The sequence below is a fragment of the Solidesulfovibrio aerotolerans genome (genome assembly GCF_009856865.1).
Lineage (GTDB): Bacteria > Desulfobacterota > Desulfovibrionia > Desulfovibrionales > Desulfovibrionaceae > Solidesulfovibrio > Solidesulfovibrio aerotolerans.
Map to the genome: position 1 here is coordinate 55,367 of NZ_WVUD01000002.1, position 14,717 is coordinate 70,083.

16 protein-coding genes are annotated in these 14,717 nt (G+C 62.4%); 6 read left to right on the forward strand and 10 right to left on the reverse strand.

The features are described 5' to 3' along the window. The first annotated feature begins 158 nt into the window (after positions 1-158). Positions 159-344, forward strand: a complete 186-nt coding sequence (locus tag GTA51_RS01895; protein ID WP_160958208.1) for a hypothetical protein — start codon at positions 159-161, stop codon at positions 342-344. Between the two features lie 17 nt (positions 345-361). Further along, complete coding sequence (locus tag GTA51_RS01900) at positions 362-1,543, forward strand: iron-containing alcohol dehydrogenase (protein WP_160958209.1); 1,182 nt, start codon at positions 362-364, stop codon at positions 1,541-1,543. Between the two features lie 263 nt (positions 1,544-1,806). Here GTA51_RS01900 and ybaK read toward each other — a convergent pair whose 3' ends face one another. Next, the gene (ybaK, locus tag GTA51_RS01905) at positions 1,807-2,280 is read right to left on the reverse strand and encodes a Cys-tRNA(Pro) deacylase (RefSeq protein WP_160958211.1); all 474 of its coding nucleotides are present in this window, start codon (positions 2,278-2,280) and stop codon (positions 1,807-1,809) included. Positions 2,281-2,443: 163 nt separating this feature from the next. Here ybaK and GTA51_RS01910 point away from each other — a divergent pair, with 163 nt between their 5' ends. After that, positions 2,444-3,442, forward strand: coding sequence for a SphA family protein (locus GTA51_RS01910; protein ID WP_160958212.1), 999 nt, complete (start codon positions 2,444-2,446; stop codon positions 3,440-3,442). A 265-nt stretch (positions 3,443-3,707) separates the two neighbouring features. Here the strand turns inward: GTA51_RS01910 and GTA51_RS01915 are convergent, their stop codons facing one another. From GTA51_RS01915 to GTA51_RS01945, 7 genes are all read right to left on the reverse strand, one after another. Continuing rightward, complete coding sequence (locus tag GTA51_RS01915; protein ID WP_160958214.1) at positions 3,708-5,072, reverse strand: chromosomal replication initiator protein DnaA; 1,365 nt, start codon at positions 5,070-5,072, stop codon at positions 3,708-3,710. A 503-nt stretch (positions 5,073-5,575) separates the two neighbouring features. Then, positions 5,576-6,322 carry an FAD-dependent thymidylate synthase gene (thyX, locus tag GTA51_RS01920; protein WP_160958215.1) on the reverse strand — a complete coding sequence of 249 codons (747 nt, stop codon included), beginning with the start codon at positions 6,320-6,322 and terminating at the stop codon, positions 5,576-5,578. A 20-nt stretch (positions 6,323-6,342) separates the two neighbouring features. Beyond that, a complete protein-coding gene (gene ruvB, locus GTA51_RS01925; protein ID WP_160958217.1) occupies positions 6,343-7,347 on the reverse strand; it encodes a Holliday junction branch migration DNA helicase RuvB in 1,005 nt (334 codons plus the stop codon). After that, positions 7,344-7,952, reverse strand: coding sequence for a Holliday junction branch migration protein RuvA (ruvA, locus tag GTA51_RS01930; RefSeq protein WP_160958218.1), 609 nt, complete (start codon positions 7,950-7,952; stop codon positions 7,344-7,346). The genes ruvB and ruvA overlap by 4 nt, the downstream gene beginning before the upstream one ends. Further along, positions 7,949-8,473, reverse strand: coding sequence for a crossover junction endodeoxyribonuclease RuvC (ruvC, locus tag GTA51_RS01935; RefSeq protein ID WP_160958220.1), 525 nt, complete (start codon positions 8,471-8,473; stop codon positions 7,949-7,951). Before ruvC ends, ruvA begins: the two co-directional genes overlap by 4 nt. Positions 8,474-8,618: 145 nt before the next feature. Next, entirely contained in the window at positions 8,619-9,353 is a 735-nt protein-coding gene (locus tag GTA51_RS01940; RefSeq protein ID WP_160958222.1) for a YebC/PmpR family DNA-binding transcriptional regulator, read from the reverse strand. Between the two features lie 72 nt (positions 9,354-9,425). After that, positions 9,426-10,082, reverse strand: coding sequence for an RlmE family RNA methyltransferase (locus GTA51_RS01945; RefSeq protein ID WP_160958223.1), 657 nt, complete (start codon positions 10,080-10,082; stop codon positions 9,426-9,428). 55 nt (positions 10,083-10,137) lie between these two features. Between GTA51_RS01945 and GTA51_RS01950 the strand changes: the two genes are divergently transcribed. Next, positions 10,138-11,649: a glycosyltransferase family protein gene (locus GTA51_RS01950; RefSeq protein ID WP_160958225.1), complete on the forward strand. Its 1,512-nt coding sequence runs from the start codon at positions 10,138-10,140 to the stop codon at positions 11,647-11,649. 9 nt (positions 11,650-11,658) lie between these two features. Here the strand turns inward: GTA51_RS01950 and GTA51_RS01955 are convergent, their stop codons facing one another. Continuing rightward, the gene (locus GTA51_RS01955; protein WP_160958227.1) at positions 11,659-12,060 is read right to left on the reverse strand and encodes an ImmA/IrrE family metallo-endopeptidase; all 402 of its coding nucleotides are present in this window, start codon (positions 12,058-12,060) and stop codon (positions 11,659-11,661) included. Positions 12,061-12,239: 179 nt separating this feature from the next. Between GTA51_RS01955 and GTA51_RS01960 the strand changes: the two genes are divergently transcribed. Further along, positions 12,240-12,674 carry a PilZ domain-containing protein gene (locus tag GTA51_RS01960; RefSeq protein ID WP_160958229.1) on the forward strand — a complete coding sequence of 145 codons (435 nt, stop codon included), beginning with the start codon at positions 12,240-12,242 and terminating at the stop codon, positions 12,672-12,674. A 263-nt stretch (positions 12,675-12,937) separates the two neighbouring features. Beyond that, a complete protein-coding gene (locus GTA51_RS20560; RefSeq protein ID WP_170300320.1) occupies positions 12,938-13,108 on the forward strand; it encodes a hypothetical protein in 171 nt (56 codons plus the stop codon). A 351-nt stretch (positions 13,109-13,459) separates the two neighbouring features. Here the strand turns inward: GTA51_RS20560 and qrcD are convergent, their stop codons facing one another. Then, positions 13,460-14,704 (reverse strand): menaquinone reductase integral membrane subunit QrcD, encoded by a 1,245-nt coding sequence (gene qrcD, locus GTA51_RS01965; protein ID WP_160958231.1) that lies wholly within the window; start codon positions 14,702-14,704, stop codon positions 13,460-13,462. Positions 14,705-14,717: the final 13 nt, after the last annotated feature.

A 14,717-nucleotide genomic window follows, 5' to 3' on the forward strand; every position in this document is an offset into this window, starting at 1 on the left:
ACAACTCACCATTCCACAGCCTGACACACCATCTACGCAATTAACTGTATTTATTATATATATTTAAAACAGACGAACCAGGGCGTCCTGGTCCGGCTTTTGCTTTGGCGTGTAGAATGGTGCCTGGACAACGACTCGATAAGCACAGGATAGAAATGATGCGCGCGGGCATCACGATTTGGCGTGGAACAGGCTTTGCCATAAAACGGCATGGCTGGTCCGCAGGCTTTCCGACGGATGCAAGCTGGAAGCAGCGCCAGAATCAAACACGCCAGACACAAGAAATTCGTTTTCCAGCATTGCCGGCACAACGTCAGGAGCAACGAGCCACCAGCAACGTATAACATTCGCGGAGGACGCTATGGCAGTTCAGGAACAGGTCTACGGCTTTTTCATCCCCAGCGTGACGTTTATCGGCATCGGCGCTTCCAAGCTGATCCCGGAAAAAATCAAGGCCCTGGGCGGCAGCAAACCCCTGCTCGTTACAGACAAGGGCGTCATCGCCGCCGGCATCCTCAAACAGGTGACCGATCTGCTTGATGCCGATAAAATGCCCTACATCGTCTACGCCGAAACCGTGCCCAACCCCACGGACACCAATGTCCACGACGGCGTCACCGTCTACACGAAAAACGGCTGCGACAGCCTCATCACCCTGGGCGGCGGCTCCTCCCACGACTGCGGCAAAGGCATCGCCCTGGTCGTGACCAACGGCGGCAAAATCCATGACTACGAGGGCATCGACAAGTCCACCAAGCCGCTGATGCCCTACCTCGCCGTCAACACCACCGCCGGCACGGCCTCGGAGATGACCCGTTTCGCCGTTATCACCGACACCTCCCGCCACGTCAAAATGGCCATTGCCGACTGGCGCGTCACCCCGGGCATCGCCATCGACGATCCGGTCCTCATGGTCGGCATGCCCCCGGCCTTGACCGCCGCCACCGGCATGGACGCCCTGACCCACGCCGTGGAAGCGTTTGTCTCCACCATCGCCAATCCCATGACCGATGCCTGCGCCATCGAATCCATCAAGCTGGTGTTTAAATACCTGCGCAAGGCCGTGGCCAACGGCCAGGATCTGGAAGCCCGGGAAGGCATGTGCTTCGCCCAATACCTGGGCGGCATGGCCTTTAATAACGCCAGCCTGGGCTATGTGCATTCCATGGCCCACCAGCTCGGCGGCTTTTACAATCTGCCGCATGGCGAATGCAACGCGCTGCTTTTGCCTTATGTTGAGAAGTTCAACCTCATCGCCAAGGTGGAGAAATTCGCGGCCATGGCCGAGATCATGGGCGAAAACATTGCCGGCCTGGCCCCGCGCGACGCGGCCGAACTGGCGCTCAAAGCCATCCGCCAGCTCTCCGCCGATGTCGGCATCCCGACCAATCTGGTCGAACTGGGCAAACGCTACGGCAAGGACGTCAAGGCCGGCGACATCCCGACCATGACCGCCAACGCCCAAAAAGACATCTGCCGCTTCACCAACCCGCGCTGCGCCACGGACAAGGACGTGGCCGACATCTATACCGCGGCGCTGTAGCCCGACAGGGCAACGCCTTCCCCCGGGAGAACCCACGCTCCCGGGGAAAGGCCGGCCGGCGCACCCAACGCGCCAGCTTTTTGCGCCATCCGAGAAGAGCCCGTCACCACGCATCGCTCGCGAACTGCCATGGTGCCAACCGATGCACGTCTCGTTGCCGCTTGTGACGGGTTCTTCTTGGATGGCGCGAACGCATCCTGCCAGCGTCGCATTCACAAAATTCCAAAACGCAACACCAGTCGGCATGGCCCTGGCGGCGGCGCTTACGCCACAAGCGCTGCGACCACGGCCCCCAACACCCGCACGGCGTCGGCCGGCGCCAAACGCACCATCACCCCGCGCTGGCCGCCGTTTATGATCACATACGGCTCGGCCACGGCCGCCGCTTCCAGGGCCACGGGGACGCGCTTTCGTGAGCCAAAGGGACTGATCCCGCCCACATGGTAGCCTGTCGTCTTCTCGGCCTCGGCCGGGGGCATCATGGCCGCCGTCTTGCCGCCAAAGGCCGTGGCCACGCGCTTCATGGACAGTTCCCCGTCGGACGGGACCACGGCGCAGGCCGGCTTGCCGTCCACCACCACCATCAGTGTCTTGAGCACCCGGGCCGGCGGTTCGTCGATGGCCTGGGCCGCCTGCAAACCGATGCGCGCCGCCCCGGACTCGTAGTCATAGGAAAGGACCGTAAAGGCAATACCGGCCTTAGCCAGGGCCTGGGTGGCCCGGGTACTCTTCGCCATAGGGCAACATCTCCTGGGTTAGGCGCTCACCCCGGGATAGCCAAAGGCCTGCCATGCGGCAAGGGGCCGAATACTTCGGCACAACCTTGGGATGACAACGCCAACGCCTGCGTGTAACGAACAAGACCAAATCGTTTCAACCGCAGCCGAAAGGAACCCAACGATGTTTGCGCGTATCACTGCATCGATCAAAACCGTGGCGACAACGGTTGGCATCCTGTTTCTCGTGCTTGCCGCCCTGCCCCAGGACGCCACCGCCTCCGAAGGCGGAACCAGCCACTACATCCAGGGAGCCTACGGCGATTTTCTCATGGGCTACATTCCGGCCCAGGGTTTCTACGTGCGAAACGACACCCTGTATCAGTCCGCCAGGATGGATGGTGCCCTCAAGGGCGGCCGGGCCTACGCCGAACTGAAATCCCAGGTGGTCATAAACATCACCAAACTGTCCTATATCTTTGACGTGCCGGCCATCGGCGGCTTTCTCGGGGCCGGCGTCGGCATTCCGTTTATTGTCAACGAGCACATCACCGGCAAAGGCTCCCTCAATTACGCCCGCCGCGATCGCACCACCGGCCTGCCCCATGCCGACGTTTTAAACATCGGCGGCGGCGGCGACCGGGGAGGCCTGTCCGACATTTTTTTCATGCCGGTCATCGCCGGCTGGAACTTCGGCGAATGCCATCTGGTGTTCTCGCCGGTCATCTATTTGCCCACAGGCTATTACAATCCAAAAAAGCTCACCAACCTGGGCATGAATTACACGACATTTGACCCCAACCTGGCTTTTACCTGGTTAAACAAAAGCGGTTTTGAATTTTCCACCAACGTCGGCTACATGATCAATACGGAAAATATCACGAGCAAGTACCTCTCCGGCAACGAGTTGCATGTGGACTGGACCGCTGCCATGCACATCAAGGAACGCTACGCCATCGGTGCTGTTGGGTATTTCACGGTGCAGACCACGCCGGACACCGGTTCCGGGGCCAGCCTGGGCTCGTTTTACTCCTCGGCCTGCGGCATCGGCCCCATCGTCAGCTACACCATGCCGGTCGGCGGCAAGGAACTGACCGTCATCGGCAAATGGCTCCACGATATCGGCGCCACCAACCGCCTGCACGGCGACATGGTCTATGGGTCACTCGCCATCAATTTCTAGGAAAATCAGCCGCAACCAGTCCCCTCCTGCACGCGCATATCGCCGGCCTGTACCCCGCCCGTGCCCGATCCTGGCACACAAAAAAAGCGGACGCCGGACTTTTCAGTCCGACGTCCGCCAGGCCAATGGCGGCCTCCCCCTAGCTGGTACATGATCGTTGTTTCGAGTCTGCCTGCCGGCTCCACAGGGTGACGGTCGGTCACCGGAGCGTGTGGCAGGACTGCCCGCGATGGGGGCCTCAAAGGAAAATCATTTACAGGCGCATTTAGCTGCGCATGTGATCGATGGTGCGCTCCAACTCCCGCCCAAGGGGCGTTTTGAGGGACAAGTGCTTTTCCAGGGACGTGATGCCCTTGACCACCGTGGAATGGCGGCGATTGAACCGATTGCCAATGTCGGCCAGGGACAGATCGGTGTGCTGGCGGGCCAGCAGGAAGGCCGTGTTGCGGGCCAGGACAAGCTGGCGTTTGCGCGACTTGGATATCAGCTGATCCGGCGAAAGCCGGTAGACGTCGCAGACATAGGCCACGATGTCCTCAAGGTTGCGCGGGGCGGCCTCCACATCGTAGTGCTGCAAGACGTCCCAGGCCAGATCCATGGAAATGCGGCAATTGAGCAACCGGGCTTTCAGGGCCAGATTTTGCAGGCAGCTTTCCAGTTGGCGCACATCGGCCGAGAGCTTGTCGGCCAGAAGCGTAGACACGTCCTGGGGCAAGAGCACCTGATGCACGGCAGCCTTGCGCTCCAGAATGCGCCGCCGGGTCTCGCGGTCGGGCTTGTCGATAACCGCCAGGAACCCGGAATTGATGCGCGAGAGCAGCTGGTTGTCCAGGCCCGAGAGTTCCTTGGGCAGAAAGGAGCTGGTAAAAACCAGCCGGCAGCCCCGGGAATTAAGCGCCTTTAAGGTATTTAAAAGCTCGTCCTGGATGCGTGGCTTGTCGCGGAAAAAATGGATGTCTTCCAGGAGCAGCACGTCGACGTTTTCCCGAAACGCAGCCTTGAATTGCTCCACCTGCCGGGTCTTGATGGCCATGATCAGGCGGTTGGCAAATTCCTCGGCCGACAGATAGGCCACCCGGGGCTGGCGTTCGCCCTGGCCGGCCAAACTGAGGCGCTTGCCCATGGCCTGAATGAGATGGGTCTTGCCCAGGCCCGGGGCGGAACTGATAAACAGTTGATCGGCCGTCAAGGACATATCGCAAATGCCACGGCTGGCGGCATAGGCCATTTCGTTGGACGGGCCGACCACGAAGTCATCGTAGCTAAACCGAAAACGGTCACCGACCAGTTCCGGTGCCCTGGGGGCCACGGGCAGGGTCAGGGAGGTGGCCACGGGCCGGGGGCCGGCAGCCTTGGGGCCGTCCTGGCGACGGGCGCGCGGGGCGTTGCCAGTGGCCGGGCCTTCGACGACGAGAACCTCGGGCCGGGTTCCCATGACCACGGCAGCGGCTTCGGCTATGGAATCGGTCAGTCGTTCCCGCACCCAGGAGGCGACAAAGGCATTGGGTGCAGCGAGTTCAAGCACGCCGTCGCGGGCCCGGGCCGCAAGCGGTTTGATCCAGAGGTTGAAGAGTCCGGGGCTCAATGTCTTTTCGAGCAGCTCTTTGGTTTGTGACCAAATCGTTTCCATGGGGCGCAACCTAGTGCCGAAGCGTGGCCGGGCAAAGGACGATTAGGGACCGCTTTTCCGGGCCTGACGGTTTGGTTCTCTACAACGCAACATGCTGCATATACTGACTATTGCCGCAGAGCCAGGAGAAACGGGTATTTTGGGGCGTGGTGCAAGGCCGCTTGCAGCCTGGGTTTTAGGGCGCGGCTCAAAATTGTGCACATATGTGAAAGCTTTTTCCACAGCATAATCTAGCATTATCTTCATTTTCCTCAATGGCAGTCAAAATATTTCATTTACCAACATGCAACTTTTGGGTTGACCACCCCCAAAAGCCGCTTGGCCCTTGCCTTTGCGGCGCGTCAACCCCCTGAGGCAAGATGCACAAGGCACGAACAATCCACTTATTTTATTAATAAAAAAAGTTTTCGCTGCATTTTCCGACCACTTGACGCCCAAAATAAAAAACCCGCCACAGATGCGGCGGGTGGGAAAAAAGGCTACAGAAAGGCGAATTTCAGGAATTAGGACGAAATGGAACCGATTTGCTCAAGAAGGGGATAGCGGCCGCAGGTGAATCGGGCGGCCTCAGGGCAGTAGCCAAGCCGCTCGCAGCGCGCCCCGGCCCCGCTAAAGATGACCGGCAGGGCCTCCTGGCACAGGCGCAACATCGAAAGCGCCATGGCCCGAATCTCCCACTGGGCCCGGGTACAGCAGCGCAGCTCAAAAAAATGCAACAGCGACCGGCAGTTCATGGTCGTAACCACCTTGGTCTCGCAGGCGTTGGGCAAAACGAACCGGGCATCCTCGTTGGCCTTGTCCCCCCGGCCGTGGCGGGTGAGGATTTCCTGCAACTCGGCGTAGGCGGCCCCGGCCTGTTCCATGGCTGCCGTAAAGCGTTCCCGGGCCTCGGGGATGGCAGCCACCTGGGGCGGCAGCACGTAATCAAAGCCGGCCGCGTCCACGTAGCGCTGGGACTGCTGGGAATAGCTGGCAATCCGGTGGCGCACGAGCTGGTGCGACAGCGCCCGGGACACCCCGGCCACGGCAAAGGTAAACGAGACATGTTCGATGGGCGATTCGTGACCGGAATCAAGGATGCGCCCGACGAAGGCGGCCTGCTTTTCGGCCGTGATCTCGCCTGCGAGCAGACGCGGCCACATATCGGCCACATAGCCGGGGTGGTAGCACTGGCGAAAAGCGGCGTAAATGAGCGCCAGGGCGTCTGGGGTGTGGGCGAGTAGCGTTACGGAAAGGCGCGTTTGCGGCATGGGCGTATCCTCGCAACTCCTTACAAAAGCTGCATCTTCAAATGGGCATAGGCCTTGGCCGTGGCCACCCGGCCGCGCGAGGTGCGTTTAATAAGGCCACACTGGATGAGATAGGGTTCGTAAATCTCCTCCACCGTGCGCACTTCTTCGCTAATGGCCACGGCCAGGGTTTTGACCCCGACCGGCCCGCCTTCATAATGATTGATGATCGTTTCCAAAATCTTGCGATCCATTTGATCCAGACCGCTGGGATCGACGTCCAGACGCAGCAAGGCCGACTTGGCCAGCTCTTCATCCAGCGTGGCCGCACCGGCCACCACGGCGAAATCGCGGGCCCGGCGCAGCAAGCGGTTGGCGATGCGCGGCGTGCCCCGGGAACGCTCCCCGATGACCAAAGCCCCGCCCGGGGTGATGCCGATGCCGAGAATGGCGGCGGCCCGGGTGACAATGCGGGCCAATTCGGCCGGCTTGTAAAATTCCAGGCGGAAAATGACGCCGAAGCGGTCGCGCAAAGGCGAGGTCAAAAGCCCCAGACGGGTGGTGGCCCCGACCAGGGTGAAGGGTTCAAGGTCGATGCGCACGGTGCGCGCCCCCGGCCCCTGGCCGATAATGAGGTCGAGCTTGAAATCCTCCATGGCCGGATAGAGGATTTCCTCCACCGCCGGCGGCATGCGGTGGATCTCATCAATAAAAAGGATGTCGCCCCGGCGCAGGTTGGTGACGATGGCAGCCAGATCGCCGCAGCGCTCCAGGACCGGCCCGGTGGTCTGGACCAGATTGACCCCAAGTTCAGACGACATGATCTGGGCCAGGGTGGTCTTGCCCAGGCCCGGCGGACCGTAGAGCAGGCTGTGGTCCAAGCTTCGCCCCTGCTCCATGGCTGCCCGCAAAAAAACGCGCAGATTGGCCCGCAGATCGTCCTGGCCGATAAATTCGTCCAGGCGCGAGGGCCGGATGGTGTCCTCGGGCAAAGCCTGCGCGGCCACAAGCCCGGTCGGCGGGCAAAAATCGTCATCCATGCTCATGCCTTGGCCGCTGCCAGGCGTTTAAGGGCCTGGCGCAGCGCCCCGCCCACGTCGAGATCGGGTTCGTCGTCAAGGACACCGGCCGCCACGCGCCGGGCCTCGGCTTCCTGATAGCCGAGATTGGTCAGGCCAGCCACCACATCGCCCAAAACGCCGCCGGGCAGGAGAGTGCCGGCCGCCGGACCGGCGGTCGGGGCGCGGCCTTCGAGCTTATACGACAGCTCGATAAAAATGCGCTGGGCGCTTTTCTTGCCGATGCCCGGCACCCGGACCAAGGCTTCGGCGTCGCCGGCCGCGACGATGTGCAGCAACTCATCCGTGGAAAACTGGGACAGGATGGCCAGCCCCGTTCGCGGCCCGAGCTTGCTGATGCTGATAAGCACCCGGAAGGTCTCGCGGTCCTCAAGGGTTGCAAAACCAAAGAGTTCCAGGGCGTCCTCGCGCACCACGGTGTGGACGAAAAGAGCGGTCTGGCCGCCGGCAGCCGGAAGCGACGCGGCCACCGGTGCCGGCAGTTCCAGCTCATAGCCCACCCCGCCAGGGGTCAGCACAATGGCAAAACGCTCCCGGCGGGCGAGCACCCGGCCTTCAATATAGCCTATCATCGCGCCCCGCACAGGCGGGTCAGCCGCCTCTGGTTGAGATGACAGACGGCTGCGGCCAGGGCGTCGGTCGCGTCGAGTGCGAAAGTTTCCCGGCATGCCAGCACCCTGCCCACCATAAAGGCCACTTGGGATTTCTCGGCCCGGCCTGTGCCCACGAGGCTTTGCTTGATCACCGTCGGCTCGTAGGAATAGACCGTCAGCCCGGCCACGGCGCAAGCAGCCAGGGCCGCGCCCCGGGCCTGGCCGAGTTTGAGCGCCGTGGCCGCATTTTTGGAGACAAACACGTTTTCCACCGAGGCTTCCACCGGCCCGAAGCGTTTGATAAGTTCGGCGACGGCCGTAAAGATAACGCCCAGGCGGCTGGGAAAATCGGGCTGGGAGGCCGTGCGCACAACGCCCGCTTCCAGCAGTTCGAGCACGCCTGAGCGTTCGCGCACAAAGCCGTAGCCCGTGGCCCGGGAGCCCGGATCAAGACCGAGGATGATCAGATCCCCCTGCGCCGCAGCGCCTGCGTGTCCCATGTCCGTAGGTTCTCCCTTTTGTCCACACCCGCTGCCGACCAGTGCCAAGACCCCCCTTTAATAAACTTCTCCCGTCGGGGGGTCCGGGGGGATCATCCCCCCGGCCGCCGGAGGCATCTTCTGCCTTCTCTCTCGCAACGATCCTCTACCCCAACATCTCGTCGGGCAGATCACCGTTGGTGTGGACTTTTTGCACATCTTCGTTGTCTTCGAGCAAATCGATCAGGCGCAGCAGTTTCTGGCCGTTTTCCAGGTCCAGGCTGACGACGTTGGCCGGCACCATGGCGATTTCGGCGTCTTCGGAAACCATGCCGGCGGCCTCGAAAGCGGCTTGCAACGGCTCGAAATCGGCTGGGGCGCAATGGACTTCCCAGACCTCGCCCTCATCCATGATCTCTTCGGCCCCGTGCTCCAGGCCGATTTCCATGAGCTGGTCTTCGGTGAAGGTTTTGGGGAAGGAAAAAACGCCCTTTTGGGCGAACATCCAGGACACGCAGCCGGATTCGCCCATGGCCCCGCCGCCCTTGGAGTACATGTGGCGCACTTCGGCCACGGTGCGGTTGCGGTTGTCGGTGGCGGCTTCGACCAGGATGGCCACGCCGCCCGGTCCGTAGCCTTCGTAGAGCACTTCTTCGAGATTTTCGCCAGCCAGCTCACCGGTGCCTTTTTTGATGGCCTGCTCGATCTTGTCCTTGGGCAGGTTGACGGCCTTGGCCGCGGCGATGGCGGATTTAAGCCGCACATTCAGGGCCGTATCCGCCCCGCCGGCCCGGGCGGCCAGCATGAGTTCCTTGGTGACTTTGGTGAAAAACTTGCTCTTCTTGGCGTCCTGCACCGACTTGCGGGCCTGGATGTTGTGCCATTTGCTATGACCGGCCATGGTTTCTCCTTAAATATAGATCGGGGGCGCGTCCCCCGCAGGTCTGCGTGTCGTCTGTAGTCGATGCCGCAATCAATCCGTACCCGGCGCGTCTCCCGGCGGCAAGGGCGAGGGTGCGGGATCGTCGGGCTGGCCCACCGGGGCGTGAAAGCCCGTGGCCACAAAAAAGATTTCCTTGCTCTCGGGCCGGGAGCTTTTCGGTTTGGCCACGCGCACTTTGGTGAAATACAGCCGCAGCCCTTTCTGGTAGGCCTGGAAATCCGGCCCCTGAAAGATTTTGACCACAAAGGAGCCACCGGGTTTGAGCCGGGCCACGGCCACGGACAGGGCCGCCTCGCACAGTTCAAAAGAGCGGGCCTGATCCGTGAACTTATGCCCGATGGTGTTGGGGGCCATGTCGCTTAAGACCACGTCAAACGGGCCGAATTTGGCGAAAGCCTCCAGGATGTCCGGCCCGGGTTCGAGCATGTCGCCCAGCATATAGGTGACGTTGGCGGCAAAGGCCGTGCCGGCGGGCTTGAGATCAATGGCCAGCACCCGGCCGGCCGGGCCGACCCGTTCGGAGGCGTACATGCTCCAGGAACCGGGGCAGGCGCCCAGATCGAGGACAGCCGCGCCAGAAACGAGCAGGCGCGATTGTTTTTCAATCTCCTTGAGCTTATAGACCGAACGCGCCGGATAATTTTCCTGCTTGGCCTTGTTGAAATAATGATCGCGATACGTTTTCATGACGGGCAACCCCGATACCGTTTACCGAACAAGCTTTCAAGGAAAAGACGCTACCATGGCCAGTTTAAAACGTCCCGCGCGCCCACGTGTTGTCGATGAGTCCGGCCAATGGCGCACCGTGGACAGCGGTTGCCACGCCTTTACGGACCTGGGCAGCGGGGAGGAATGCATTTTTCTCGGTCTTGGCCCGGACCCGGCTGCAGCCGTGGCCCTGGCCGGCGGGCGGGCGGCCGCCTATGTCGAATGCCCGGCCTTTGTTGCGGCCCTGGGGGAAGCCTTCGCCACCGCCATACCGGCCGACTGGCAGCGGCTGGACCCGGCCGAACTGACCCCGGCCCGTCTGGCCCGGGCGCAGGTGTACCTCTACCGCCAAAATACGCGCCTGTATCCGTCCTTTTGGGGACCGCTGTGGGCCAGCGCCCAACTCGCCCGGCTGCCGCGCCCCGAACAGATGTCGACCAGTGCCACGGCGCTGCTGTTCCGCTCGCCGGCCGGGCTGCTCGAACCCGAGCTGGCCCGGGCCTTGACGGCCCTGAACCGGCCCGTGACCGACATTCCGGCCGGCGACAGCCTCCCGGCCCTGGCCGCCGTCCTTGGCCGGGAAAAACCCGCCCTGGCCCTAAGTGTCAACGGGGCGGGCCTGGACGACGACGGACTGGCCGCCGAGCTGCTCCTGGCCGCTGGTGTCAAGCTCGCCGTCTGGTTCGTGGACAACCCGTTTCACGTGCTCGGGCGTTTTCGCAGCCGCTTCTGGCAGCGGGCGCTGGTGTGCGTCACCGACGAAGCCTTTATCGCACCGCTTACCGAACTGGGAGCCGGCCGGGTCATGCATTTGCCCCTGGCCGCCTCGGCCCATTTTTTCCAGGCCCGACCGGTGGCCGGACTGGCCGAGCGGGCCGTATTCGTCGGCAGCAGCGCCTTCCCCGGCCGCGATGATTTTTTTGCCGGCTGCCGCGTTCCCGAGGCCCTGGCCGGGCTGGCCCAGGCCATGACGCTTCGGGGGGAGCGCCCGGATTTTTTCTGGTGGACCCGGCAATTGGGCATCCGTCCGTACTGGCCGGGCAAGGCCGTGCGGCAGGCCGGCTGCGGAGCCGAGACGGCCGGGCTGGCCCGGCGCGTGGCCACGCTGACGGCCCTGGCCGGGGCTGTGCCCCTCACTGTTTATGGCGACGCCGGCTGGCGGGAACAGCTTCCGACCCAGGTCGCCCTGGCCGGGCCGGTGGATTATGCCAGCGCGCTGCCGGGTGTTTATGCCGGGGCCGGCCTGTCGGTCAACGTCACCAGCCTGCTGCTGCCACGCGGACTCACCCAGCGCCATTTCGACGTCTGGGCGGCCGGGGGGTGTCTGATCAGCGACGCCACGCCGGGCTTGGCGCTGTTTGCGCCGCAACTGGTCGAGCCGATCCGCTTTCAAACGCCCGCCGACGCCGCCCGACTGGCCACAACACTCCTGGCCCAGCCGGCCCGGCGGGCCGAACTCACGGCCGCCTGGCGCGCGCACATCTTCGCCGAACACCGCTACGAACATCGCGTGGCCGCGCTCTTGGCCCGTCTGGCCGAAAATTAGACGCGCCCGCTATTTGACCGGCAACCGCCAGGACGGATCGTAGCGCCCCTGCCTGGGCCGTCGCGATGTGCCGCCATGCAGGCCCCGGCGCACGAAATACAGCAGGCGGCGGCTGAATTTGGCGGCCCAGGCGTCGCAGGCCTTGTCCTGGCGGATGCGCTCCACCAGGGTTTCGGCCCCGCCCGGCAGACGTTCGCGCCGGGTGAGGCTGCGTCGCAGGGCGTAATGGCCCAATTCATCCACCAAGGCCATGGTTTTGCGAAAATCGCGAACAGAGCGATTGATGAAAATATGGTAGCGTCCGTCGCGAAACAGTAAAAAACCCCAGCTATCTATATCATCGACTTCGGTGACGACAAGGTCGTCGCGCTTGCCGGCCATCTCGATCAATCTGGCCAAAAGCCCAGCCATACGCGCTCCTTCGCCGGCGCTTTGCCGACAGGACAAGGATAAGTTCCTGGCAACAGCCGTCAAGCCGGACCGGGCTGGACCAGGGTCGCCGGTGCAACCGATTGGTTTCTGACAATGCGCCTGACAGCAGCCTTTTGGCAACGCTTCTTTCACCCCGGACCGTTGGAGCAAAGGCCCCCATGGCGCTTCTCGAACACCGACATTGCCCCCACTGTGGCAAGGCTGCCTGGCAGGAGTTTGTGCCCCAGGCCGACCCGGCCGGTTCCCATTGGCGCTGTCGCGACTGTGGCGAACGCCGCACAGCCACGCGGGTCAGCCTCGGACGGACCGCCCTGCTCCACCGGGGCCGGGTGCAGACCAACAGGATCTGCGCCCCTGTGCGCATTATCGACATCAGCCGCGACGGGGCCAGACTGTGCCAGGACGAGGACATGCCCTTCACGGTCGCGGTGGAGCAGCGACTGCTGTTTAATCCCCTGCTCCATCCCACAGGCGAACTGGCCCAATATCTGCCGGCCGTGGTGCGCTGGATCGAGGGGATCGAGTTCGGTCTGGAATTCGACCGCCCGCTGGCCCTGCCGCCCGGGGAGATCCGCCACATCGTCAAGAACTGAGGCACTGGCTTGTTTCGGTTGCCTGGGTTCGGGAGTGCGCTGGTCCGGGTAGCGCGCTCCAGACAGCAGCAACGGCCGACGTTGTGTGCCCGGGTGGGCGCTGGTCCGGGCCAGACCAATCCCTTCTGCGGCGGCGGCAGGCGCAGGCCGGTCGTGGTGGTCCGGGCGTGTCCGGGCGTTGCTTCCGGCCCGGCAAGGGCGTAGAGTGTCAGGCGTACGGCAATCCTGCCGGCCAACCAGCAAGCCAAGGCGCGGCGCGGCTCATGATGGACTACGAAAAGATTCGGCACGCGGCAAAAACCGGCGACAAGATCCTGGAATTGGCCGTTTCCATCGGCCTTGATCCGACACGCCATACCATAAAAGAACTGGCCGACACGCTGTTGGCCCAAGCCCTGGCCGAAAGCAGCCGGGACGACGGCTGCAAGCCCTAGCAGCGCCCGAGGAAGAAACGAAGAGGCCCCCGCCCCCCCCAACGGGATAAATTTTTCGAGGGATTCTCGTCGGTTGACCGGCACACTGGCCGGAGACCGGTCGGGACAGCCGTAGTGGACGTGTGACGGCTTGCCCGTCGGTCCAGGGCTGTCGGTATGCCCCATTGACGCACCCCGCCGCCCGGCTTGGGGCTATCCACCGCGCGCCACACCCCCCTGCCGTCTGGCTCTCGGGTTCTCCTGCCGGGCCTTAAAAGAATTTTCACCACCACGTGCGTGCGCCCTCGCGGGGCACAAAAAAAAGCCCGGCCGCACAGCAGCCGGGCTTGGTCGTTTCGGGGGAAACGTGTCCTACTTTTTATTCAGGCCAACTTCCTGGGGGAAGATCGGCAGATAGCGGTAGGACAGGCTCATGATGATGAAGCCATAAGCGATGACCATAAGCGAGGTGGCCCACTCCGCCCAGTTGGGAGTATAGATCTCCCACTTGGTAAACGGCAGCACCGGGATGGCCAAAGCCTGGACGGTGAAGACGTAACGGTTGATGACCACGCCAGCACAGGCCAAAATGGCTCCGGAGTACATAAAGACCGGCTTTTTGCGCAGCGGCGTCAGCAAGAACACCACCGGCACCAGCAGGCACAGCACCAGTTCGCAGACAAACAGCCAGCGGCCATAGACCAGACCGTAAAACATCTGGTCAAAGGTCATGCCGGCCCGGGGCAGGACGTTGTTGATCCAGGCCCAGGTGTCGAGGTACTTAAACACCGTGTAGATCAGCAGCATGGTGCCGCCAATCTTGCACATAAGCGATTTGATCCGATAGGTGGTGAGCTTGCGGCCGGTCACTTTTTCCATGAAGCCGCAGATCAGCACCGTCATGCACGGACCGGTGGCAATGGCCGACAGGACGAACAGAAAGAACGTCCAGGGCCAGATGAAAAACCCGTCGCGGAAAGCGTACGGGCGGGCGAACATAACGCCGTACATGCCGCCAAGCGATCCCTGGTGGAAGGTCGACAGAAACGCGCCGATGCCGGCGAAAAGCGGCATGACGACGTGCATCTGGTGGGCCAGGTTGTGCAGATACGGGATCTTGTTGATCTGCTTCTGCTCAAGGATCAGCGGCACGTATTCGATGATGAGCACCAGCAGATAGCAGGTGATGCAGAAGATAACTTCTGTCAGCATCGAGTGGACGTTGGGGTGCCAGTAACCGAACCACGACCGGATGGGCTGACCGACGTCCAGGGACAGGATGAGCATGGCCCCGGAGTAGCAGATAAAGCCCTTGATGACGGTCAGGTTGATGATGTTTTTAAGTTCGTCAATGCGGATGATGTAGCGCAAGAGCCCGGTAAAAAAGGCTCCGGCACCCAAAGCAATGACCGCGAGGTCAAAGGTGATCCACAGTCCGAACCCGAAGTAGTTGTCCAGGCCCGTGACGCCAAGGCCGTAGACAAAGCACACGATCATGGCGACGAAGCCGTAACCGGCCACGATACCCAGAAAGGCCAGCCACTTCAGGAATTTCCCGAGGGAGCAGCGTTCGACTCCTTCGGGATACCAGTTTTTTTCACTCTCGATTATGCTCATTGCATCCCCCCGA

Coding starts and splice junctions, on each gene's coding strand:
- GTA51_RS01960 (WP_160958229.1), top strand. CDS start 12,240: ATGGCGCTTCTCGAACACCGACATTGCCCCCACTGTGGCAAGGCTGCC.
- ruvB (WP_160958217.1), bottom strand. CDS start 7,347: ATGAGCATGGATGACGATTTTTGCCCGCCGACCGGGCTTGTGGCCGCG.
- GTA51_RS01945 (WP_160958223.1), bottom strand. CDS start 10,082: ATGAAAACGTATCGCGATCATTATTTCAACAAGGCCAAGCAGGAAAAT.
- GTA51_RS01910 (WP_160958212.1), top strand. CDS start 2,444: ATGTTTGCGCGTATCACTGCATCGATCAAAACCGTGGCGACAACGGTT.
- GTA51_RS01940 (WP_160958222.1), bottom strand. CDS start 9,353: ATGGCCGGTCATAGCAAATGGCACAACATCCAGGCCCGCAAGTCGGTG.
- ruvC (WP_160958220.1), bottom strand. CDS start 8,473: ATGGGACACGCAGGCGCTGCGGCGCAGGGGGATCTGATCATCCTCGGT.
- GTA51_RS01895 (WP_160958208.1), top strand. CDS start 159: ATGCGCGCGGGCATCACGATTTGGCGTGGAACAGGCTTTGCCATAAAA.
- thyX (WP_160958215.1), bottom strand. CDS start 6,322: ATGCCGCAAACGCGCCTTTCCGTAACGCTACTCGCCCACACCCCAGAC.
- GTA51_RS01915 (WP_160958214.1), bottom strand. CDS start 5,072: ATGGAAACGATTTGGTCACAAACCAAAGAGCTGCTCGAAAAGACATTG.
- GTA51_RS01900 (WP_160958209.1), top strand. CDS start 362: ATGGCAGTTCAGGAACAGGTCTACGGCTTTTTCATCCCCAGCGTGACG.
- ruvA (WP_160958218.1), bottom strand. CDS start 7,952: ATGATAGGCTATATTGAAGGCCGGGTGCTCGCCCGCCGGGAGCGTTTT.
- GTA51_RS01955 (WP_160958227.1), bottom strand. CDS start 12,060: ATGGCTGGGCTTTTGGCCAGATTGATCGAGATGGCCGGCAAGCGCGAC.
- ybaK (WP_160958211.1), bottom strand. CDS start 2,280: ATGGCGAAGAGTACCCGGGCCACCCAGGCCCTGGCTAAGGCCGGTATT.
- qrcD (WP_160958231.1), bottom strand. CDS start 14,704: ATGAGCATAATCGAGAGTGAAAAAAACTGGTATCCCGAAGGAGTCGAA.
- GTA51_RS20560 (WP_170300320.1), top strand. CDS start 12,938: ATGATGGACTACGAAAAGATTCGGCACGCGGCAAAAACCGGCGACAAG.
- GTA51_RS01950 (WP_160958225.1), top strand. CDS start 10,138: ATGGCCAGTTTAAAACGTCCCGCGCGCCCACGTGTTGTCGATGAGTCC.